Consider the following 21636-nt stretch of genomic DNA (forward strand, 5'->3'; position numbering starts at 1 on the left):
TTCTGTAGCGAGGCTTTGGCATTGCTCTAAGTATGTGAGTGAACTTAGATGATCTGATCGTAGCTTTAAGCATTAGTTCCCTGATTTAGGAAACAAAGCCACTTCTTTCTGCTGATATTTTTCTTCAAAAGAACTTTGCCTGATGAATCTACTCCGTGAAGAGCAAAAGAAGATTTAGCTAAGTCGATACCTAAAGTTGCAATGGTCATGGTCTCTTCCTCATTTATGTTACCGACTATAAGTTTAGACGGTGGGTGGAAGTGTCCATATCATTAACAACGCCAGGTAAAACTAAAAGCCAATCTTCGCACCACATGCGAAAAACGTTCGATTCGATAAGTAAGGTTTACTGGAAAGAGACATTGTTTTGTCGTGAGGTTACTTTGCCTGTAGTGAATAAGTCATGGCCAATTATATAAGACAATAGGTCGACAAGGATTCGGTCAACTCTGCATGGAGCTGTCGCTGTAAATGCTCCGTGAATGCATCGGGGTATCTAATCTCCTAATAAATTGTGCATGTGATCCTGAATAAATGGAAGCATACTTGATATTAATTTCGATGCGAGAATACTTTCAGATTTGATTCTAATTTGCGCATATTGGTAATTTTTCCCAAAAACTTTAACGCCTCCGAAAGGGATTTCGTTACCTTTTGATACAAGTTCATAGTCTGTACCCGCTTCGAACAGCGCATAGGCTTCTTGATCATGACAATTTAATACTAGATTTTTGATGCGAGTATTTTGGCACAATATATCTAACATAAACATAATACTAACCATTCTAGGGGTAGGCAAAGTACCGAACGTAGAGATTACATACAGATCTACAGGTTGTTCCATGCTTTTTTCTATATCTACAAAGGGGCAGGCTGATAGTTGGTTTGGATTAAGTGATGAAGCTTGCTGCTCGATCGGCACAAAACCGTAAAGTAAATGTCCTACTAACATACTTGAAGAGTCACTAAATGTATTCAAACCCATTTTACTTTGTTGTATATCCCCAGCGTCGACACATATACCCATATAGTTTTGGTGAAATCCAACCAACTGCTCACACAAACTATGTTGTTTAGCTAATGAGCCGTGATAGTAATGAGAAAACGTTTCAGGAGCTGTTGAGTATGGCTGAAGGATACGGTTGGTCATTTTCTCAAAATGACGTTTATTCTTTATTTTGCCTTCAACGTCTGGATCAATGAGTTTTAAGACGTCTTCATCCATCAATCTCGCTATGAGTAATTGCTTAGATAATTTGGGTGATGTTACTCCTCTCTCCCAGCGACTGAAGGTTGTGAGGTCAAGCTTAGAAAAATCCGCGTCAGAGCTACTAAGTAAGTCGACCATTTCCTGTTGTGTCAATTTTTTATCTGCTCTTACGTATTCTAAAAACTGGGAAAATGTGAGTCTCATTCTTTTGTCCTGTGATTATTTTTAATTCTAGTATTGTTTAGTTCATTTCATAGTTCAAGCGCTCTAGGGGAGTTGGATTAAATGATTGAGGCCTGTGTCAACTAGATAGGATAAAACAAACTCGCATGTGAGCGTTGAATCGAGTTGGCACTCTTGTATATATAAATTTGTTAATGCCCAATATTTTCCATCAGTGGTTCCGCATAATTCATTTCATCCGGTTAGCGAGGAACGTCAATAACGGGTTTAATCATTAATGAAATATATAAACTTAAAGGAAAGTAAAAATGTCAAATTTCAAAAAAAGCGCACTAGCATCAGTTCTTCTAATGGGTATGGCGGCAAACGCTAACGCAGCAGACTCTGCAAGTGCTACAGTTGTTTGGACTGGTCTAGTTCCAGGTTCTATTGCATCAGATTCGTTAATCATCACTGGTGAAGATTCTAGCACACTCGAACTAACAGGTGAGATTGTCGCAGAAGCTGATGGTACATTTCAGACATCAAATGTTGTTCTAGAAGCTCATAAAAATACGGCTACATCAGGAGCTGAACCTGTAATTGGTGCGCTAGCTTCAGCTAACTGGACAGTTCATAGTATGAACGCTACCTACGACAACGCAGTACAACCAGGTCAAATTCTTGAAGCCTACGTGGATGGTAGTAAAGTAGCGAAAGGAGACTCTGTCGATAATAAACAGTCTATCTCAGTTTCACTAAAGCAAACTGCTGAACTAGATTCTGCCAACGTTGCTGATACTACTGTACAAGCGTCGCTAACGGTTATGGCTGACGTTGTTTAATTTGTAGACAATTCCCGATTTTAAGGCTCGTAATAATTACGAGCTTTTGTTTTTTTAACGGTGGTCAATATGAAAATAGTCTTAATACTATTGGCTTTCATAAGTATGAATGCCGATGCCGCTTTTAAAGTGCTTAACATTACCACGAGGCTAGACGTAGGCAATCTATATACAAACTCAATTACTTCTGTTGAATTTATTCCTGCAGTTTTGGAGTTAGCATCAAACCAAGATAAAACAAAATTTGATGACGTTAATACCACATTAAGAATTGAAACAGATATTCCATTTGAATCTTCGGATATTCCTTATGTTTCAACGTTGACGAAAAATACGTCAACTTGTACTGACTACTCTGGAGTGAGCAATGTTCAGGATGATTTCGTTCAATTAACGATTGATGGACAAAGCATATCGGAGGGAGAATCCGTCTCTTTTTTAAATTTCAATTTAAATGATGGCGATAATAAGTACAGTGAGCATGACATTGTATTAAATTTTAAGTCATTTAAAGATATCACCACAACAGGCCAACCGGAGAGATGTAATGGTGAGATAGAGTTCAATATTGAGGTAGATGTATAATGTTCAGGTTCAAACTCACAACAATGGCAATTTTAATGCTAATGCCTTTGTATTCTTATTCAAGTTATAGCCAAAATATTCCAGAAGGTTTTGAAGAACTGTTTGAATTGAAAGAATCAATGGTTCGTATGCGTAACTTAGATGGTTCCCTTACTTCACCGATCCCATTTTTAACGTCGTTTAACACGTTAAAATTAGACTCGAATAATAAAAAAGCGATCGCAGAGGTATCTGACTATTTAAATGATAATGCAGTGTCGGCTGAGTACCAGCAGAAAATCATAGAACAATTAATGGTTGGCATACAAGATCAGTCTGAGTGTTTAGGTAAGCTCGATAAATGTAAGTTGTACCCAGAAACATTTGAAATTGTTCATAACTATAACGATCAAGAAGTCTATGTTTTTGTATCTCCACAGATACTGTCATACTCTAATCTCGACGAAGAACAGGCATACCACTCGCCTCTGAGCCAGCACAATGGGTTAATCAATTCATTTGATCTGTACGTGAGTGAATATCAAGATCAAGACTCAATCGTTTCTTTAAATAATGAAACGACACTTGGACTGCCTTACGGATACCTCAAGACGGATTTTAATGCAAATAACAGTGATAACGGTTCTGAATTGTATGAAGCGGCGTATCACTTAGATGTCGATTCTTACTCAATGAAAGCGGGCCATTTTGAATTTGAGCCAGAGGTTAACTCTACCGACTTCTTGAATAACACCGCTCGTGTTGCTCAAAACTCGATTACGGTAGGTACCTCTAAAAAGTTACTCGTAGGTGGGCATAATAACGATAAAGTTTTAAGCTTTTATGCACCAACAAGTGGTGGAGTACAAGTATCCCGCGATGGTCGATTAATTTTTCAAGATAACGTACCAGAAGGGCAAAACTCAATTCCTTACAGCAAGTTACCATCAGGTCGCTACGAAGTCGTACTGGAAGTGACAAGTGGTGGACAAGTTATCAATACCCAGACTTATCAAGTATATAACACCAAAAGTGACTCTCTGACTAAAGGGGAAGTGGATTTCGTTGCTAGTGCCGGTATGTTTTCAGGAAGCCATTACGACTACATGGAACATGGCATTCAAAACATTGAAGATGATGTTTTTGGCAAGGCATTGGTTAACTACCAACTCTTGCGTTCGCTACAAATAGGCTTGGGCGGATTGGTAACGGACAGTGGCACAATGTACACCGTTGGTGGAGCATATAATCTGATTGATCTGGATTTGAGTGCTGAAGCCGTTTACAGCCAATTCGAAGATGCCTCTCACTTGAACGCTAATATTGGTATCCCTTATTTAAGTCTCTCTTACGAATCTTTAGATAATGAGGTTGGAGATCCAGTTGCGTCTTATATGTACGGATATGCCGATTATTCACGTCTATCGTTGAATTCTTCGTACAGCTTCCGTGGTGGACAATCTGTGTATGCGGTTTACTCGCTTAATAACGACAAGCAGCTAGACAATTTAGGTAACTCGGATGAACAGGAACAGCAGTTTATTTCCGTTGGTTACAGCACGCCCACAGTTTTAGATTCTCGAGTTAATATTAACGTCGATTACTCTGAGGCGACGGACGACACATCAATTAATTTGTTATGGAGTGTTCCGTTGTCAGACACCGTAGAAACCATCGTGGGACTGACGAGTGATAGTGATGACATTAATCAATTTAAAACAACCGTAAGACGAAATGAGTTAATTGACTCAGACTCATTTAATACGTCGCTTGAGGTGAGCAATACCTACAATCGACAACAAGATGATATGTATCAAGATGCACTATTGGCGACAAGCGGCACGACTAAATACGCTCGAATGAACGCCTCCGCCCATACGTCAACTAATGGCATGAATGGTATCAATGCAGGTTTGTCTAGTACACAAATAGTGACAACTGACGGTGTTTATATTACCGATAAAGCAGCAACATCTTATACGCTTGTCGATATTCATCAGTCGCAGAACACAGAGCAGGCGCTTGATGAGAAGGGTTACTTCTCTCTTAAAAAAGAAGGGAAAAACAACAGTAAGTTCATCGTATATAGCGATGAAACCATTGTGCCTTTGGAATCTTATAGTCAATATCGCGCGAATTTTGATTCAGAGAGCGTTGACCTTTATAACTCTGGTGATAGCAACGTAACCGTGTTTACACACCCAGGAACGGTTGCTTCTATAGAGCCAAGAGTCAGTCGAATAGTTTCGTTCGTCAGTGCTTTTAATGACATCTCAGAACAACCGATTACAGAAGTAGAGTGTCATGGAGAAGGTTGTATCGAAGTTAATGAAATGGCCGATGGTGTTTATCGAGTAACTGTATTGGAAAGCATGAACTTTGAATTGTCAGCGAAAGAAAGCCAGTGCTTATTGCCTTATGAGTTTACTTCAACAAATCAGATGAACTTTGGTCAAAACTATTGTTTGCCAATAGCTCAAGACAAACAGATAGACTTGATTGATGCAGATGAACGGCTACAAGCGATGTATTTAGGTGCATACGAAAGCTCGACTCAACTGAATAAAGCGCTTAAAAAGCTCGAGTCACACGGTTATCGAGTTATTCAGAAAGAAGTCGGTTCGTTTAAGGCAATCTATATAGCTCATGAATCTATAAACATGGCGGAAACAATAGCGCTTCATAAAAGAGATATCGATCAGTTAAAACTGCTGGCAAAGCGACTTTATCGCACCAACGCCATTACATACCCTGTCGCACAAGCTAATTAAGGAGAGCGAAATGAAATCAAATAAAGTATTATTAAATTTAGTATCACTCACCGCCATATTGTTATCTATAAGTGTACAAGCTTTTACGGTAGATAAAATGGTTATTGTCTCTGATGATAAAGGGAACGGTATCGTTACGTTAACCAACGACGAGTCTCAACCAATATTTGTCCAAGCGAAGGTTGATGAGATAAATATTGTTGACGGAGAGCAGGTAGAAAAAAAACAGTACACAAGAGACAACTTAAACGATTGGAAGGTGTCATTAACGCACCAGAAGTTGGTTTTGAAACCCGGAGAAGAGAAAGACGTTGGCATACGTAGTTTATGCCACAACGCTGCATGCGATAATTCGCAAGATTTGATGTTTATGTTGTCTTTTTCTCCAAGTGAATACAGGCCTGATGAAGTAGTGAGTGGTGTGGAAATTAATTACGGATTCGCACCCGTTTATATTATTCCTACAACACAGCCGAATTATGCTTACGAATTGACCAATAACGGTGACAGCCTGAGAGTCGAAAATAAAAGTAATACTATGCTCAACTTTTTTGTTGATGCATGTAGCGCTGTAAATACAGCCCAATGCAAACAAAAGTTTACTGTTGTATCGGGAAGAAACAAGACGTTCCCTCTAATTGAAAGTATGCAAAATAACGAGTTGACCATCACCGTGACATCTCACGACAAAAGCTATTCAAAGAAAGAAACGGTGACGAGAGGAAAAATCTAATGCCTGGACGTATCCTATATATTGCAGCGCTTATTGCATTAATGACGACAAATATGGCTCAAGCTGCGTTTGAAATTCGCGCGGAAGTTAAGGCTGGTGGTGTTCGTTGGGACAATGTGACACGTTACAACGGTAAAATGCTGCCAAGTAAGTGGGAAACTCCTCCTATGCTGCAGGCTTCAGAGGCGTGGGCGGCCGCGACGTTTTCGGCCCCCCCCCCAACTTCGATGACTTTAATCGGGGGAAGTGGAAATACTTCACCATCAATATCGATCGATATATCGGGCGTTCAATACAATACCACTGGAATTGAATTTGCCCAGTCAGCGAATACGGTGGGTGGTGGTTGCTCATTTGATGAAGTGTCATTACCAATTGTTACTGTTGAAGGTGCGAACTGTGTTTCTTCTGTTCGATTGATTAATAAACAAAAATCGAGCCCATTTATTTTCCTGAGACCTATTTTCGATATTAACGAAAGTGAAATAGTATCTGCATTCAGTGGGCTACCAGAGGGGCTATATTCCGCCTCAGTTCCGGTAAATATTCGTTACTACTACGAAAATGACGGCATAATGACTTATCGCAACATCAATGAAGTGATGTTGTTTTCATTTGATTATCAGCCTGTGCAACTCGATAGCGTGCTTGTAACTGGAGATGGTGTCATGACGCCAGTCTACGACACAATTGGGAAAAGAATAACATCGACAACATCATTCGATATTACAGCGAACGGTTATTTTAATGACGGAATTGTTTTAACCATGCCCCAACAGTCATACAAACTGGTTAATTCAAATAGCCATGGTGTGGTTATTCCTTATAGCATAAATTGCGTTCAGTGTGACCCTAGTAACTTAGTCAATGAAGGGGAATTAAGGAATCAAACCACGGCTATTTCAGAAGGTGCTGGAGTGCAAACAAGTATCAGCTTCACGTTGGACTTTGATTACGATATCGAGGGCAGCTCAGCTGTTTCCGGTGATTATTTTGATGAAGTTACGATCATGTTGGAGCCTGGTATTTAATATGAAAAAAATAAACCTAATGACATCGATTATCGCTGTGTTCTTATCCATTAGTACGTCAGCGAAAGAATTGCCTATCCAGATGAGTGGTGGTATGACGTTTTCTGCATTTGATGACAACATGGGTCAGACTGAAGCTCTTGGTTATAAGGCCTCGGTCGGATATAACATTAATGAAAACGTACTATTTGAGCTAGGCTATGTTGATTTTTCTGCCTTTTCTGACCCTGAAATAGATAGCCTCCGAGCGGTGATGATTGAGACAGATTTACTGTTACCTGTCAGTGATTTTGCTTCATTATATGCAGGAGTCGGAGGGGCGCTTTCTAGTGATGATACCAATTTAACGGCATCACTTGGTCTTAAATATCAACTGAGTCAAAATTGGTATGCTGACCTTGGTTATCAAGGCATCTTTGATTTAGTTCGACAACAAGACGATCTATACGCATTTAATGCACTATTGGTTTATCGTTTTTCAAGCAATGAAGCGGAAGAGGGCCTTTCAGATATTAATCCAAGGCCCAATGTCGAACAGCCTATTGAAGATCCGACTCAAGTAACAACGGCGGAAACCCAATTGGCGGCTATTGTCCCAATTAAGAAAGCCCCATCGTGTCAGCAGCGTTTAATTGAATACCGAGTAGCTTCTGGCGACCATTTACTAAAAATAGCAAATACATTTGATATTTCATTGGATGAATTGGTTGAAAAAAATATAAATTTTAATAATCGTAATTTGAATCTTATTTACCCTGGTGAGAAAATAGTTTATCCCAAAATTGTCTGTTTAGAGTAAATTGGCTGTTTATATTAAATTTCCTTCCTTGAAACAGAAACACTGCCATTTTGGGCAGTGTTTTTTTTCGTAGCTATAAAACTTTGACTATCTCTAAATATCACCTGTTAAAAATCGATTTTAGGAATGCTATTTAGTTTACTTTAAGGTTGTTTAGAATTTACCTTTCAATTAATTAACTTAGAAAATGGAATAATGAAATTAAACTATTTACTTGTTTGTACAGCATTAATATCATCAGCAACCGCATACGCTCAGTCAAACCAAAGCGATGTATTTGTCGGGCTACAATCCGGCTATAACTTTGCAGATGAAGTTAAAGATGTTGATGAGATGAAAGACAGTTGGCTTCTCGGTATCTATGGTGGCTATCAATGGAACAAGAACTGGAGCGTTGACCTCGGTTACCAACATTGGGACACCTTTGATGCTAACAACAATGCCTCAGACATTGAGACAAGTATCATCCAGTCTGGTGTTCGTTATGATTGGGTGTTTTTAGAACAATGGTCTGCGTTTGGTAAAATCGGTGCTGCATATTGGAATTTAGACAATAAAAGCAATCAGTCGGGCAGAAAGCAGAGTGACTCAGGCGTTTCGCCAATGGGTGAATTAGGTTTAGCATACAATATTTCAAGACATTGGCAGGTGAATACTAGCTACCAATACGTTCATGAGGTAGGTGATAACTCACCTTCGATTGGGTTGTTTAATAACCACAGCGCATTGTTAGGGTTAAAATATCGATTTGGATTAGGTAAGGAAACATCGAATGAAGTTATTGAGAGTCAGCGACCTAGTCAACTAATCGAACCTAACGTTGTTGAAAGCAAACTAAAAGAAGAGGTCGAAAATACAAATAAAGTACCTTTAGTGCTACCTACTAGCGTTGACATCGATTCGTTTGCCGTGTCGAGTTCTGACTTATCAAAAGTACAGGCCTTTAAGGTAGATAAAATCATTCAATTGATGAAACAGAGGCAAGAGTTGCAAGTGATTATCGTTGGCCATTCTGACAATGAAGGTTCGGAAACTTTGAATAAGCAGCTAGCAGGAAAGCGTGCAAGTAGTGTTGCTCAATATCTTGAAAACGCACAGATTAGCCGTGATCGAATGAATGTTTTTTCTGATGGCGAGACCAACCCAATAGCAGATAACAATACTAATGCTGGACGTGCCAAAAACCGTCGCGTAAATATTGGGTTTGCTTATAACTAGATGATTATGGTGACACAAGTACAAAGGGCACAATCGTGCCCTTTGTACTGTTTTCTTTGTCTTACATTTTATCAACCACATCAATCCCGCATCCCGCATCTTAGAAATTCAGAAATGCCCAATACCTTCAAACCTGAACGCGCGATACTCCTCATCAATCGAGCTACTCACCTTTTATCGGTTGGGCTCGTAAATATGCCAATTAATACCTCAGTTATATACATGAAGGTCAAATATAAGAGAGCGGAGTAATGTTCGGATCAAATATTTTAAACATGTATGTACTCATTCTTTTCGCGCTTGGTGCTATATACGCACTCAGTAAAATAGACGAGTAACATCAATAAATATATCATTTTTAGTAGAGAGAAACATGATAATTAAATCTAATCTATTCACAGTATTCGTAATTAGTGCGGCAATGACTTCTACCGCAGCCAATGCTTTTAATGTCGATAAAATGATAGTCGTCGCGGATCAAAAGGGCAATGGTGTCGTGACACTTATTAATGACGAGCCTCGCTCGATTTTTGTTGATGGAAAAGTAGAAGAAATTCAAGTGGTTGATGGTGACAAGATCGTTCGCCATCGTTATACAAGAAATAACCTGAATGATTGGAAAATATCTCTTACGCATCCAAGGTTAGTTTTAAAACCTGGTGAAGAGAAAGACGTGGGTATTCGTAGTTTATGTCACAACATGTCTTGCGATAACAGCAAAGATTTGATGTTTATGCTGCCATTTACTCCTAGTCGTTATAAAGAAGAGGGAGAGAACATTCACGGTGTCGAGATAAACTATGGTTTTTCACCAGTTTATATTATCCCAACGACAATGCCAAGTTTTGATTATAATATTTACAATCAAGGTGACAATTTGCGCATCGATAATAAGAGTAATACGTTAATTTATGTCGATGTTAATTCATGTAATATCGATAATAAAGTGCAATGTAAGCAAAAATTCACTGTTATGTCAGGCAGAGATAAAACGTTTCCTCTATTGAGTGGTGTTCAAAGAGAGCAGCTTAATGTGACTGTCACGTCTTATGATAAGAGTTACTCTAATGGAATGAAGTTAATTAACTAAGAGTGGGTGATTGTATTGTAAATTATTAGTGTCTATTTAACTGATTAATTTTAATTTAGGATGGTTGGTCTTTGATAAATTTAAAAATAACAGACATGGCACTTTGATTTATAAGAAAATCACATATGCCCAATATATTTTTGTTGGCAAAGGGTAATATGAAATTTAAAAATGTATGAAGAAATTAGTGAGAAAAACTATGAACGACTTAAATAAAAACTTGAGGTGCGGTATAGGTTCGAGCTTAGCTTTTGCAGTAACACTTGGTCTTGTTGGGTGTGGCGGTGGCGGCGATGGCGGCGAAAGTAGTACCGGGCAGTCTTCTGAAACTCAATTAGCAACAGTTTCAGCTCAAAATGCCACTTACTCAACTGGTTATTCAGAATTATTTGAAGTTGACCTATCATCAAAGGTCTTTTCATCTACTGGCGGCGGTTTTGCGCTGAGTGAAGTCGAGGTCTTGTCTAACGATAATAGCTGCCAAGTAGAAAGTATCACAGAAACTGGGTTTGTAATTCAGGCCTCTGATACCAAGGTGTGTGATTATCGGTATCATGTGACCCCTAGAATATTGTCGCCAATGGGACGTGTAGCTGAAGCGCCAATGGCAATGAGCAATAATAGTAGTGGAGAAGATTCGAACTCTGCGATCGCACGCATTGCGGTAAGTAGCGATCCTAGCTCAACCGAATTGGTTCCAGTGAGCGCAACAACACTGATTAACGAAGATGTGAGCGTTTCACTGAAAAGCGAACTGGATAAAGTTGGCTTTACGTTAGGTGACGAGTTTGTATTAACGGAGCTTACATTGCCGTACGCTCGTTCTAGTTCAGTTAAAATAAATGATACAGATGATCAGGTCTTGGAATATACACCGCCGCAAGGTTTTACCGGCATTGACCGTGTGCTCTATACCTTCGAAGATTCAGGGAACGGCTTAGTATTAATGGGTGTTTTGGATATCGCAGTAGGCTATGAGGCGAACCAAGGCTTTACGATTAATGATCCTATTGAATATCCCGATGCTGTTAACGTCTCTACGGAAATAGAAATCGACATCAGTGAATTTGTAACATCTGATGATGGTGATGATTATCAATTAGTTTACGTTAATACATTCAACGCCGAAGCAGCCTCTAAAGATCCGCAGAACACCGGGAACAAAAAGATCGTCTTTCAAGCATCAAAGCCGGGCTATCACTACATAAGTTTTGCCGTCAGTGATCATAATGGCGTTTATGATATGGGTTTGATTCGTGTAGAGGTTGTAGATCCAAATCAGTCAGGTAAATGGGGAGACATTCCTTATTTAGCGGATGTGTTTACTGCGCCCCTTACTGCGGTTGACGCAGCATATCAAGGCCTAGCTTACGATGCCAAACTCAGTGATACAGCGTACTCGCCGGCAATCGACATGGCAGGGGTGCGTTACCCAACAGCGGTAGAGTATTGTCAGCAAAGCGGAGCTTCGCTGCCAACGGTAGAGGAACTTTCGCAGATGGGAACAAACATCAATGTGCAAACTCTGCACAATTGGCCTGCGGACTACACGTACCTTGCTTATGACGATGTGGCTGAAGAGGCTAAGTGGGTAGACTTGTCTGACAGTGGCAGCGTTCAGACGGGAGCCCTTAGTCCGACAGGCTATTACTATGCGACATGTTTCAAGCAAGGCCTGATTCAGGTGCAACCTGACTCAAGTACAGAGGTGGTGGCGAATGGTACCGATGTTGGTACGGTATCTGTGGAGCTGAAACTGGGCGATGAAGTTAGGCCAGATACGCAAATCAGTGCATCGGTCTCTGGTGATTACGCAACACTTTATCCTGAGACGCAAACAACCGACAGCCAAGGTATCGCTGAGTTTACATTAAGCAGCACGAAAGCTGAGACGGTGACTGTAACTTTTGATGTCGGCGGTGTGACTCAAACTCATGAAGTAAAATTCATTGGCGATGAAAAGACCGCAGGTGTGACATCAGAAGCGACGATCAACAACGCTTCCTACACCTCAGTTGAAGGTAACCAGGTAACGGCAACCCTGAAAGATGCCTATGACAACCCGGTAGAAGGTTATTCGGTTACGTCAGAGGTAAGTAGCGGCAAGCACCCTGGCACGTCCGAGATTGTCAAGCCCCTTTTGGTAAAAGAGACGGAAAACACAGATTCGAAAGGTGAGCAAAAAGTCCGCGTAACATGGGATCCGCAGTATCAAACGCCGAACGCCAACATGACGTTTAGCGTGAACTCGTCTTACACCACCACAGATGGCATGACTTCTGATTCAACCAGTCAAGTGACCTTTAATGCCTACCTTTGTGGGGGGCAAGTCGGCGATGATGATAAAGCAAACGCCGCGGGTGACTGCATCAAAGTGGCGGAAAACGGCGGAAAGCTGTATACCGGAAACCCAAGTGTCAGCTTTTTACAGGCTATAGACTACGCTGAGTATAGTTCTACTTACAAGGAGTCTGGTTACCGCGGCCCTACTAACGGTGTGTTTGCTCGTTTCAATCACCCTAAGGCCGTCCAACTTTGTACTCAATATAACAACATTAACCTCCTAGGTAAGAGTAATTGGCGTTTACCAACGAAAGATGAGTTGGTGAGTCTTTATAGCACCCATTCAAATATGTTTGCTGTGAAGGGTTGGGCGACCTACTACCCCTACTGGTCGGCGAAGCCTAGTGCTAACGACTACTACGGCGTGCTCCTCAGCGTTGGCGACTTCTACCGCTACGACCCCGCCTATCATGGCTACGCCTCGTGCGTTTCAGGTTCTTAGGGTTTCACGTTCAATGTTTAGAGTTTGCGGCCCGCAGGGCCGTTTTTTCTTTTTAAAAAATTAAAGGTTTATTTTTAAACTCAGTAAGGATAGAGATGGATATTGAAACAAAACTCAAGCTGAGTCAGCAACAAGGTAAAATCATCGGTATTCATGAAGGCATATTTGTTCGCTTTTATGACCAAGCGCTCTACGCATGGCAGCAGTGGGTGGAAACTCGCCCCTCTTTGCCTGCTTTAAAAGTCTCGGCTAAAGTGGTGAAAAAAATCGGTTCACAATGTGTTCTATCGGGTGGGTTACCCGCAAGTAGCCTTGCGAAAATAGGCGTGTATCCTGACAAAAAAGGCGTCATCAGTATTGATTTTTGTGCCGATATGTCTAATTGGTCATCCATATAACGAACGTTACCTTTTACTTTAACTCGTGCTCAATAAAGTGCTCTAGGTCATTGAGGTAATAATTACCCATTATTGGCTCGTGACGCTACCTATCGGCAGGCCTACCCTTAGGTAAGGCGCTTATGTTTAGGGATCGCGTGCAAAAGAAACTGCTCCCCTGTTCGAGTAAGAGCTTCACGTGCGGTATCGTGAGTAATAATTTCCTTGGTTACTTCAATAAGGCAACGCTGTTTAAGTAGGGTAATGGTGGCATTGGCAACAAGCTACTCTATTTTATTGAGTAGAAGGGATTCATCTATCTGGTTAAAATAGCTGTATATGTCCAACGACATTGCCCATTGGAGCTTTGGTTGCCTCATTAATTTTTGGCTTTTTTCTATAGCCGCGTAGGTTCCTTTCCCTTTACGGTTTGCGTAAGTGTCGTCAATAAAACGCTTTTCCATTAGCGGGATTAAGTGACTACACACCCACATTTGAGCAATTCGGTCTTTGAATGAAGGGGCATAAACCTTTCTGAGTTTAGGTTCGGTAATGGCGAAGTGTTGGTGGGCTCAAGGCATACGAGCCGCTAAGTATGGCATGATAGAGCTCGTGGCAGTGTGTTGTAACTGCAATGTCTGTGTGGCCTTTTGTTGGCTACGACCTGCAAGTTGCGCACTACGGAGTAACTCAGAGACAAGTTTGTGACGAATTGACTAGGGATAATTATGGGGCAAACTCACGGGAAAACACGTATTTCGTCAATTTTTATGCAGACTGTAGCCAACCCTATAAATGGTATTAATTTCAATCCATCCACCTAACCTAAGAAGCTTCTTTCTCAAAGACATGATCACCATATTTAACGCATTATCACAAACGTACGAATTGGGCCAACCAGTTTGGAGCAGGTGATATTTTGTTAAATGTTCCCCTTCATGAGCGAGTAACTCTTCGAGAACTAAAAATTCACTGAGTGTGAGTCGAATGGGTTTAATTGTAGGGCAATCCTCAATAGAGAGCCTTAGCGACCCATGGTGCAAAGTAATTTTCATAAACAAACAACCAGTTTAATTATCATGCCCGTATTATTTCTCTTCTGTGCTTGAGGACAAGGTCGGGTTGCATATTAAATTGGTTGTTATGCCTACCTAATGGCTTTTCATTTTAACTTACAGATCAAATGAGACCATCTTGTTCTCTGTTTTGGTCGTCGTGGTTACTTCACTTTGTTTGAGCTCTAGCTTGCAGCGTTCACTGAGTGAGTCGAACGCGACTTGATTGCTAATAGGGTTTGAAGCGCAGTCAGAAGTCGGTACTTTCCCTGTCCAACGCACAGTGACATTTGCGGCCGCCGAGTGAAAAGAGATAAGTGTTGATAATACTGCTGTTGAAATAAAGAGTAACGAACGCATATTTAGGCACCTTTTGCCATTGCTGTATTCATGTGCCTAGTTTGGTAGCTATAGGGCAGGTTGTAAAATAAATAGTTATAAATTCAGTTGCATTGAAACTTGAAAAGTAATTTGTAGCAGAGGGAATAATAGGAAACCAAAATAAAGGCTGGCAGTGAAAATTAAAACGGAGTGGGCGATGAAAGGGGAGGTTAATCTAAGGACGTTAAACTTGAGGGAAATCATTTAAGGGCAACGGGTTAGCCTAATGAACCGTAGTTAGGAATAGCCACGGCATCAAATTAACCGCATTTGGAATTAACAAGAATCTAAGCTTCGTAGGCTAACAATAACTTTGAGCTTGGGTGCGCAATGCATTTTTTAGCTTCGTCGGCAGTTGTGAACGGTGTATACCCTGGATAGCACCCTCTAACGACCAAACCAATTCGATGGTTGGCTTATGGCGGGTATGCTGTTGGATAGCCTCTACAGCCCCAATCGTGCCCAGATTTTTGAGTTTCTCAATGGAGTTGATGCCCGCTTTCTCAAGAAGTTGCTCGGTTGAGAATCGCATGTTGGGTAAGTCTTTGAGCCTTTCTGGCTCAGAAAGATAACTACTACGTGATCTTTTTATTTGGTCTAGTGCGAATTCCGTTTCACATAGGGTTAAAGAATACTTGCTCCAAGGGCTTGCTGGTAACTTGTAATAATCCGCATTCTGACATATTCCTAGTGAGATTGCATTCACCTTGGGATAGTTTTTGTTAATAAACTAGCTTTCTTGTGCCGATGTACCTCTGAGATACAGCTCCCCACTTTTATGTAGCACGAGCAAGACGTTATCTACATAGAAGGCCGTTACGCCAAATATTTGTTTTATAGACACTCGACCTAATTGTTCCAAGTGTCTAAAAGTATGTCTGAAAAGATGAGCCATTATTTTTATTCGATAATTGTACATAGTCTCTTTTATTATCCAAATATAGCCGCGTAGTGAATATGGCATAAGTCAAATTAAAAAAACAGTAAATGCCATGGGCATGCCGGTTATTTAAATTCTCGATCTGCCATATCAGTTTTGTAACAGACGTTCAAAATTAAGGGTTTTCATGGAAGGCGGGAGAAATTGGTATGTATAGCATTGACACAAAAGTATTTTTTATGGCGACGGGTTGTAACTTTCAATCGGATATTGGCGTTCGTTTTCGTCAAATTGTTATTAGGAGTTTGCACAAGGTTAGTGACGATATTCTTAACGGGAGTGAGTCCAATCGAGCGCTTGCCCATAAAGTGAAAGGCATTGCGTTATCTTGCGGGGCTATAGAGATTGCAAGAGTTTGTCTCAAGTTGGAGCAATATGACGCGGTAATCAATGAAAGTGCCGGGAAAAAGATTTTGATAGATGTCTCTAACGCCATGATTCGCCTTTGTGACGCTTAAGTTGGAGGGTATGAACGTGTCATTCAAAAACAAAATCATTTTCACCAACGCAGCAATACTGGTTCTATTTGTGGTATTGCTTACGTACTCTGCTATCGAAATCGTCCAGGTTTCTTCACAAAACCAACTTGAAGAGATAAAGGAGAGCATTACTGGGAATAACAAAAAGCTTCTACTTACCTTTGTGAAAGCTCAAAGTGTAAGCCTTGATAAAGAGGTCGAGTTGGTCACTGAGGAAGTGGGTCATGTGGCGATTGATTTTGCTCGTGATTTTGTTAATGAATCGAAAAACGAGGCACTTCGTAATATACAGTTGGCTTATATCAATACTAAGCTTAAGCCCTTTATCAAAAAGGTCCGTTTTGTTGACACTGAACGTAATCAAGAAGTCTCTATCACCGAAAATGGCATTGAAAGCCGCTATATTTCTGTCGATCTTAGTCGCATGGTCCACTATAAGAATCTCTATATAGATAAAGAAGTTAAAGAAAAGCGCGTCGTTAGGTTTACCATTTATATTCGTCCAGAGCACTGGGATAACGCGTTACTCAAATTTGATGTCGATTTAGAAGATTTTTCTCGTTCACTGACTTTTGAAAATATGATCGATGAATTCCAATATCGTTATTTCTTAATAGACGACAACGGCAAGCTTATCGCGTCGAATCTACAACAGAATGTTGACCAATTGATGTCTGAAAGTGTTTTTGATGAACAAACTCAGAAGAGTGTCGAAAGCTATATCATGTCATATAACTTGGGTAGTTTTGTGGTAAGTGGCGAGAAGGGCGTGTTCAATGTCACTTTTGTTAAGAACCGTCTAACCGGCTGGAGGTTAATTTTGGTCACGCCAGAGCATGTGATTCGTTCTAGCTATGTGACCACCGAAGCGCTGGTTTTATCTGGTGATAACTCGTTGATCAAAAGCCTGTTCTTCGCCTATATCCTTTTGCTTGGTTTGTTTTTGGCTATTAACTCAATCGCGGTGAATAAGATGCTCGTGCCTATTACTAAATTGATTGCACAAGCTAAACATTTAAAGCAGCGTGATTTTAATAAAGCCATACATACGGTTCATAGTAATGGAGACGAAATTGAGCAGCTTTCTAAGGCTTATTCTGAGGCTGGGGTTCAGATTAAAAATTTAATTGAAGGGCTTGAATATGAAGTTGAAGAGCGTACGAAACAGTACGAGGTAGCAGCGCAAGAGGCGAGTGAGGCGAATAATCAGAAATCAGTGCTGCTTTCAAATGTGTCCCATGAGGTTCGCACGCCACTGAATGCGATTATTGGTTATACGCATATGCTAACTAACAGCAAATATTTTGATGACCATAGCCATCAGCTGAATGGCATTTCGAGTGCGAGCAATACTATTTTAGGTATTGTGAATGACCTATTGGATTTTGAAAGAGTAAAAGCAGCAAGCTATTCATTAAACCCTAAATGTCTGTCGGTGATGAGTTTAATACGCGAAATTGAAAATACGTTTTTGCCGCTTAGCGAGTCTAAACAATTGTCGCTTGATATTATCTGCAACGTCGATTCTTCGACAACATTGATGATTGATGAGCTTCGTATAAAACAAGCGATCAGTAATATAGTTTCGAACGCATTGAAGTTTACAAATAAGGGGGGAGTGACAATCGAAATTTCATCCGACGATAAAGTATTCAATATCTCAGTAAGCGATACTGGAGTCGGTATTCCCCAAGATAAATTGGATGCGGTGTTTAACGGCTTTGAACAGGTTAATCAAGAAGATCATCAGTTTGGTTTTGGTTTGGGCTTGGCAATAACTAAAACCATCGTAGAATTAATGAAGGGTTCGTTGCGTGTTGAGAGTGCGCTCGGCACCGGTAGTACTTTTGTTATCTCACTCCCTGCCCAAGAAATTATGGATGTTCTTGAGTGTTCAAACGGTGTTGCAGAGCTGACATATGATATTAGAGAGCGTTTAGACTACACAAGTAAAAAAGCCTTGATCGTTGATGATGTTGAGTTCAACCGAGAAATTCTAGAGTTCCACTTAAACGCGTTGGGTTGTGAATGCATGACCGCGAATGATGGTTTGGAGGCTTTGGCGCTCGCTTCTGAACATGAGTTTGATGTTGTACTTACGGATATTTCTATGCCGGTTATGGATGGTATTGAGCTTGCTTCTGAGTTAGAAAAGCGTAAGCCATCGTTGCCTATAATTGCCGTTACGGCACGGGCCACCATTCAAGAAGAGTCTCGAATGAACCAATACTTTTCGTGCTATTTAACCAAACCGCTTAACCCGAGCGATTTAAAGCTAAAGCTTCATTGCGCTTTATCAGGTGGTACTTGCTAACTTAGTTAAATACTCCTGCCAATAATCTGAGGGTAAGCAATCTTCTGATCTTCACGTGTTATTTTCATCTGTTTTTTTGACAGTTATGATGAGCATTGCCATCAAGGCAATGCTCAAACTGTTATGAAAATAACACTCATCCAATAAGTGTTGATTGTGACTGGTTAGGCATTTCTAAATTATTCAATCACAGTTTGCCCTTAGCTTTTGTTCGTATTTAATTAAAAATAAGCTAAACCACAATAAAAAATAAGAAAGTAAAGCTATGTTTGGAAATATTATACGTACGTTTCGTGTTAACAATGGTTTCTCTCAAACTAATTTTGTTGATGCGATTCAAAGAAGTAGCTCTAACTTTAATAACTTGGACGTTGTGACACTAAGCCGCTGGGAAAGGGGAGTAACAACTCCCCACTTAAAACGTCAAAACGAGTTACTGGATCTTATTGGAGTCAACATATTTGATGTTTGGGAATCAAACGACTCACAGTCAGTCCTCACAGGGTTAACGAATAAATTTAATAACAACGGTTATATTGACATGAACATGCACGTCCAAACAGAAGTAACGACGATAAACTCAAATAATTCCTTTCTTCTGGGAAAATTAACCAAATTAATTGATGTCATATTTGAATATGAAGATAACGTTATTCTAAGTAATTTAGAAGATTTAGGTCTGAGTAGAAAGGCAATTATTGAAAAAATAATAAATCAATATTCTGGGGAACTAACGCTTGTTACGGTTAATGGGCAATTAATTGGGCACTTATTAAGTGCCAACTATAAACTTGCAGTAGATTTTTTTGAGACAGTCTTAGTATCTAAAGAAGATAGAGCACATTTAGTGGTTACTTTTAACTGTACTCATTATTCGTCATTTACAGACACAATGGGCAGAGAGGCCTACAAGTATCTACAAAGCCTAAATCCAAACAAGGATCTTTATATACTGTTGAAAAATAGGAGGATTTTTGATCTGTTCTTTTCGTTGGGCTGTGAGTATCGAAGTGTAAGAAGTAACGATAGAACAATGAAGGTCATGAATTTGGATTCAAAGAAAATGAAATCACAACGCTCTTGGATGGATATTATTGCAAACTATAAAGGTGAAGAGAATGAATAACACAGTATTGATTGTTGACGATGTTGAGCTATCAAGAGAAGTCATTAAAAATGCGGTCTCCTCATCTAATAAAAAAACATCTGTACAGTTTGCAGAAAATGCGTTCGACGCAATGAGCAAAATGAAAAACACATCATTTGATTTGGTTATCATGGACATTATGATGCCCAATGGGGATGGATTTGAACTCTTGAGTATGATGTCGCAACAAAATATTGAGTCTAAAATAATCATTACTTCAGGTTTGGATAAATCCATTGTTAGCTCGGTGAGCATGCTTGGAAAGCTCTATGAGTTAAATGTTGTCGCTTCATTAGAAAAGCCTATTTGGTCTAACCAGATAAGCGAGTTGGTTGATAAAACACTTGAAGTTGAAACCATAACTAAAGGCGAGAATGGCTTTGGTCATCGTGCGACAATCATTGATGATGACTTTCCTATAAACCTGGTTTATCAGCCGCAAGTTGTTTCGGATATAAATGTGATTTCGGGGCTTGAAATGTTGTCACGATGGTCTGATGTAAACGGGACCTTACTTCCACCGAGCTATTTTTTGCCAGTAATTGAAGAGCTGGGAAAGCAAAAAGTTTTTACCAATATCGTGATCAATAAATTTATTCAGGATTATCACCTTTACTTCAGTGAATTGGACAAATCGTTGAGGTTCTCGATTAACATCGATCCTAATTTGCTGATTGACGAATCTGTTGTCGATAACCTACTTGATATTTATAAGCAGGGTATTGAGCATACTATCGTTGTAGAGCTGACGGAAAAGGGTCTTTCTGGTAATATTGAAAAAGAATTGTTGGCAAATGTTTTACGACTTAGGCTGAATGGTTTTGAGATCTCTATAGATGACTTTGGGATGGAAGCGTCGAATATTGAACGTATTGTCAAATTGCCTATTAGTGAGATAAAGATAGATAAAACCATTACATGGGGACTTTGCCATAACATCGATTACATGCAAAAAATCGATGAAGTTAAGAAGCTCGTTTCGGTTAAAAACGCGCGTATTATCTATGAGGGTGTTGAAAACAAAGACACCTGTGTGTTTCTGGAAGCTCTAGGCGGCTTTAACCAGCAAGGTTTTCTTCATGGGGTTCCATCACTACCAGAAATTGTGGTTGAGATGCTCGCAGAGCAAAAAGAGTTAGCTCATTTCGCGAACGATTTTCTAAAATAAACTTGATAACCCTCGACTAGGAAACACTAGAGTGTCTCGCCCTAAAATACGTTGACAATTTTTAGTAAGCCAGTAATGCATGTTACTGGCTTTTTCTTGTACTTTGTTTATTGTAAAGGCTTTGTTACATAATTATATGGAACTAAATCAATAATCTACGATACAAATATTTATATTCGCTACCTCACGTAGCCTCATGGCTAAGCCTTGTTACAAAAAAATCACTCATTAAGCGCAGTTCTCTGGCCTTTTGGGTTGAGACTGATGAAGAGACCATAGCGTGAAGCGTATCCGCCCCATGAACCCACGGGGCGACTTGTCAGTGTTTGAAGTTCCAAGGTAGGAGTGCGTCGATATCAGGCTCTGCTTTCGCGAGCTCTTTCATGCACTTGACCATGTAGTCGTAGAGGATAAGACCGTTGGCTTTCGCGGTCTCGACGATACTGTAAAGCATCGCGCTCGCCTCAGCACCATTTGGTGTGTTAGAGAACAGCCAATTTTTTCTGCCAATGACCAGTGGTTTAATTGCACGTTCAGCGCGATTATTATCGATAGATAAGTGACCAT

22 protein-coding genes are annotated in these 21636 nt (G+C 40.1%); 14 read left to right on the plus strand and 8 right to left on the minus strand.

Annotated features, from left to right (window positions below):
• Nucleotides 1–65 precede the first annotated feature (65 nt).
• Together AB4583_RS13210 and AB4583_RS13215 are read right to left on the minus strand one after the other, a co-directional pair.
• Nucleotides 66–209, minus strand: a complete 144-nt coding sequence (locus AB4583_RS13210; RefSeq protein WP_372117652.1) for a hypothetical protein — start codon at nucleotides 207–209, stop codon at nucleotides 66–68.
• Nucleotides 210–496: 287 nt separating this feature from the next.
• Entirely contained in the window at nucleotides 497–1414 is a 918-nt protein-coding gene (locus AB4583_RS13215) for a helix-turn-helix transcriptional regulator (RefSeq protein ID WP_136978104.1), read from the minus strand.
• 287 nt (nucleotides 1415–1701) lie between these two features.
• Here AB4583_RS13215 and AB4583_RS13220 point away from each other — a divergent pair, with 287 nt between their 5' ends.
• The 10 genes from AB4583_RS13220 (at nucleotide 1702) to AB4583_RS13265 (ending at nucleotide 13606) form a co-directional block, all read left to right on the plus strand.
• Nucleotides 1702–2217 carry a hypothetical protein gene (locus AB4583_RS13220; RefSeq protein WP_136978103.1) on the plus strand — a complete coding sequence of 172 codons (516 nt, stop codon included), beginning with the start codon at nucleotides 1702–1704 and terminating at the stop codon, nucleotides 2215–2217.
• 69 nt (nucleotides 2218–2286) lie between these two features.
• Nucleotides 2287–2802, plus strand: coding sequence for a hypothetical protein (locus AB4583_RS13225; protein ID WP_136978102.1), 516 nt, complete (start codon nucleotides 2287–2289; stop codon nucleotides 2800–2802).
• Nucleotides 2802–5552 (plus strand): TcfC E-set like domain-containing protein, encoded by a 2751-nt coding sequence (locus AB4583_RS13230; RefSeq protein WP_372117657.1) that lies wholly within the window; start codon nucleotides 2802–2804, stop codon nucleotides 5550–5552. The genes AB4583_RS13225 and AB4583_RS13230 overlap by 1 nt, the downstream gene beginning before the upstream one ends.
• Before the next feature lie 10 nt (nucleotides 5553–5562).
• Nucleotides 5563–6285: a hypothetical protein gene (locus tag AB4583_RS13235; RefSeq protein WP_372117660.1), complete on the plus strand. Its 723-nt coding sequence runs from the start codon at nucleotides 5563–5565 to the stop codon at nucleotides 6283–6285.
• On the plus strand, nucleotides 6285–7316 hold the full coding sequence (locus AB4583_RS13240; RefSeq protein ID WP_372117662.1) for a hypothetical protein: 1032 nt from the start codon (nucleotides 6285–6287) through the stop codon (nucleotides 7314–7316). Before AB4583_RS13235 ends, AB4583_RS13240 begins: the two co-directional genes overlap by 1 nt.
• Nucleotide 7317: 1 nt before the next feature.
• Nucleotides 7318–8115, plus strand: a complete 798-nt coding sequence (locus tag AB4583_RS13245; RefSeq protein ID WP_372117665.1) for an outer membrane beta-barrel protein — start codon at nucleotides 7318–7320, stop codon at nucleotides 8113–8115.
• Between the two features lie 195 nt (nucleotides 8116–8310).
• Entirely contained in the window at nucleotides 8311–9333 is a 1023-nt protein-coding gene (locus tag AB4583_RS13250) for an OmpA family protein (protein WP_136978097.1), read from the plus strand.
• 421 nt (nucleotides 9334–9754) lie between these two features.
• Entirely contained in the window at nucleotides 9755–10423 is a 669-nt protein-coding gene (locus AB4583_RS13255; RefSeq protein WP_136978096.1) for a hypothetical protein, read from the plus strand.
• 199 nt (nucleotides 10424–10622) lie between these two features.
• A complete protein-coding gene (locus tag AB4583_RS13260) occupies nucleotides 10623–13208 on the plus strand; it encodes an Ig-like domain-containing protein (protein ID WP_372117668.1) in 2586 nt (861 codons plus the stop codon).
• 95 nt (nucleotides 13209–13303) lie between these two features.
• Complete coding sequence (locus tag AB4583_RS13265) at nucleotides 13304–13606, plus strand: hypothetical protein (RefSeq protein ID WP_136982830.1); 303 nt, start codon at nucleotides 13304–13306, stop codon at nucleotides 13604–13606.
• A gap of 263 nt (nucleotides 13607–13869) precedes the next feature.
• On the opposite strand, the gene AB4583_RS13270 is transcribed toward AB4583_RS13265, so the two are convergent.
• The 5 genes from AB4583_RS13270 to AB4583_RS13290 all read right to left on the minus strand — a co-directional run bounded on the left by AB4583_RS13270 (nucleotide 13870) and on the right by AB4583_RS13290 (nucleotide 15985).
• The gene (locus AB4583_RS13270; protein WP_372117684.1) at nucleotides 13870–14139 is read right to left on the minus strand and encodes a reverse transcriptase domain-containing protein; all 270 of its coding nucleotides are present in this window, start codon (nucleotides 14137–14139) and stop codon (nucleotides 13870–13872) included.
• A 207-nt stretch (nucleotides 14140–14346) separates the two neighbouring features.
• Nucleotides 14347–14640: a helix-turn-helix domain-containing protein gene (locus AB4583_RS13275; RefSeq protein ID WP_136978094.1), complete on the minus strand. Its 294-nt coding sequence runs from the start codon at nucleotides 14638–14640 to the stop codon at nucleotides 14347–14349.
• A gap of 117 nt (nucleotides 14641–14757) precedes the next feature.
• Nucleotides 14758–15000, minus strand: coding sequence for a hypothetical protein (locus AB4583_RS13280; RefSeq protein ID WP_136978093.1), 243 nt, complete (start codon nucleotides 14998–15000; stop codon nucleotides 14758–14760).
• Nucleotides 15001–15322: 322 nt separating this feature from the next.
• Complete coding sequence (locus tag AB4583_RS13285) at nucleotides 15323–15727, minus strand: TfoX/Sxy family protein (protein WP_276605621.1); 405 nt, start codon at nucleotides 15725–15727, stop codon at nucleotides 15323–15325.
• A 24-nt stretch (nucleotides 15728–15751) separates the two neighbouring features.
• Nucleotides 15752–15985, minus strand: coding sequence for a TfoX/Sxy family protein (locus tag AB4583_RS13290; protein ID WP_136982828.1), 234 nt, complete (start codon nucleotides 15983–15985; stop codon nucleotides 15752–15754).
• 125 nt (nucleotides 15986–16110) lie between these two features.
• Here AB4583_RS13290 and AB4583_RS13295 point away from each other — a divergent pair, with 125 nt between their 5' ends.
• From AB4583_RS13295 to AB4583_RS13310, 4 genes are all read left to right on the plus strand, one after another.
• Nucleotides 16111–16419 carry an Hpt domain-containing protein gene (locus AB4583_RS13295; protein ID WP_136978091.1) on the plus strand — a complete coding sequence of 103 codons (309 nt, stop codon included), beginning with the start codon at nucleotides 16111–16113 and terminating at the stop codon, nucleotides 16417–16419.
• 247 nt (nucleotides 16420–16666) lie between these two features.
• Entirely contained in the window at nucleotides 16667–18754 is a 2088-nt protein-coding gene (locus AB4583_RS13300) for an ATP-binding protein (RefSeq protein ID WP_372117674.1), read from the plus strand.
• Between the two features lie 265 nt (nucleotides 18755–19019).
• Nucleotides 19020–19880, plus strand: coding sequence for a helix-turn-helix transcriptional regulator (locus AB4583_RS13305; protein WP_136978089.1), 861 nt, complete (start codon nucleotides 19020–19022; stop codon nucleotides 19878–19880).
• Nucleotides 19873–21069 (plus strand): EAL domain-containing protein, encoded by a 1197-nt coding sequence (locus AB4583_RS13310; RefSeq protein ID WP_372117677.1) that lies wholly within the window; start codon nucleotides 19873–19875, stop codon nucleotides 21067–21069. Before AB4583_RS13305 ends, AB4583_RS13310 begins: the two co-directional genes overlap by 8 nt.
• 319 nt (nucleotides 21070–21388) lie before the next feature.
• Here the strand turns inward: AB4583_RS13310 and AB4583_RS13315 are convergent.
• A partial coding sequence (locus AB4583_RS13315) for a transposase (RefSeq protein ID WP_372117680.1) occupies nucleotides 21389–21636 on the minus strand: 248 nt, incomplete at its 5' end.

The organism is Vibrio sp. 10N.222.49.C12, from assembly GCF_041475025.1.
GTDB classification, from domain to species: domain Bacteria; phylum Pseudomonadota; class Gammaproteobacteria; order Enterobacterales; family Vibrionaceae; genus Vibrio; species Vibrio crassostreae_C.

What these genes read in the sequence shown, in the direction of transcription:
- AB4583_RS13210 (WP_372117652.1), bottom strand. Translation starts at nt 209, where the DNA reads ATGACCATTGCAACTTTAGGTATCGACTTAGCTAAATCTTCTTTTGCT.
- AB4583_RS13215 (WP_136978104.1), bottom strand. Translation starts at nt 1,414, where the DNA reads ATGAGACTCACATTTTCCCAGTTTTTAGAATACGTAAGAGCAGATAAA.
- AB4583_RS13220 (WP_136978103.1), top strand. Translation starts at nt 1,702, where the DNA reads ATGTCAAATTTCAAAAAAAGCGCACTAGCATCAGTTCTTCTAATGGGT.
- AB4583_RS13225 (WP_136978102.1), top strand. Translation starts at nt 2,287, where the DNA reads ATGAAAATAGTCTTAATACTATTGGCTTTCATAAGTATGAATGCCGAT.
- AB4583_RS13230 (WP_372117657.1), top strand. Translation starts at nt 2,802, where the DNA reads ATGTTCAGGTTCAAACTCACAACAATGGCAATTTTAATGCTAATGCCT.
- AB4583_RS13235 (WP_372117660.1), top strand. Translation starts at nt 5,563, where the DNA reads ATGAAATCAAATAAAGTATTATTAAATTTAGTATCACTCACCGCCATA.
- AB4583_RS13240 (WP_372117662.1), top strand. Translation starts at nt 6,285, where the DNA reads ATGCCTGGACGTATCCTATATATTGCAGCGCTTATTGCATTAATGACG.
- AB4583_RS13245 (WP_372117665.1), top strand. Translation starts at nt 7,318, where the DNA reads ATGAAAAAAATAAACCTAATGACATCGATTATCGCTGTGTTCTTATCC.
- AB4583_RS13250 (WP_136978097.1), top strand. Translation starts at nt 8,311, where the DNA reads ATGAAATTAAACTATTTACTTGTTTGTACAGCATTAATATCATCAGCA.
- AB4583_RS13255 (WP_136978096.1), top strand. Translation starts at nt 9,755, where the DNA reads ATGACTTCTACCGCAGCCAATGCTTTTAATGTCGATAAAATGATAGTC.
- AB4583_RS13260 (WP_372117668.1), top strand. Translation starts at nt 10,623, where the DNA reads ATGAACGACTTAAATAAAAACTTGAGGTGCGGTATAGGTTCGAGCTTA.
- AB4583_RS13265 (WP_136982830.1), top strand. Translation starts at nt 13,304, where the DNA reads ATGGATATTGAAACAAAACTCAAGCTGAGTCAGCAACAAGGTAAAATC.
- AB4583_RS13275 (WP_136978094.1), bottom strand. Translation starts at nt 14,640, where the DNA reads ATGAAAATTACTTTGCACCATGGGTCGCTAAGGCTCTCTATTGAGGAT.
- AB4583_RS13280 (WP_136978093.1), bottom strand. Translation starts at nt 15,000, where the DNA reads ATGCGTTCGTTACTCTTTATTTCAACAGCAGTATTATCAACACTTATC.
- AB4583_RS13290 (WP_136982828.1), bottom strand. Translation starts at nt 15,985, where the DNA reads ATGCCATATTCACTACGCGGCTATATTTGGATAATAAAAGAGACTATG.
- AB4583_RS13295 (WP_136978091.1), top strand. Translation starts at nt 16,111, where the DNA reads ATGTATAGCATTGACACAAAAGTATTTTTTATGGCGACGGGTTGTAAC.
- AB4583_RS13305 (WP_136978089.1), top strand. Translation starts at nt 19,020, where the DNA reads ATGTTTGGAAATATTATACGTACGTTTCGTGTTAACAATGGTTTCTCT.
- AB4583_RS13310 (WP_372117677.1), top strand. Translation starts at nt 19,873, where the DNA reads ATGAATAACACAGTATTGATTGTTGACGATGTTGAGCTATCAAGAGAA.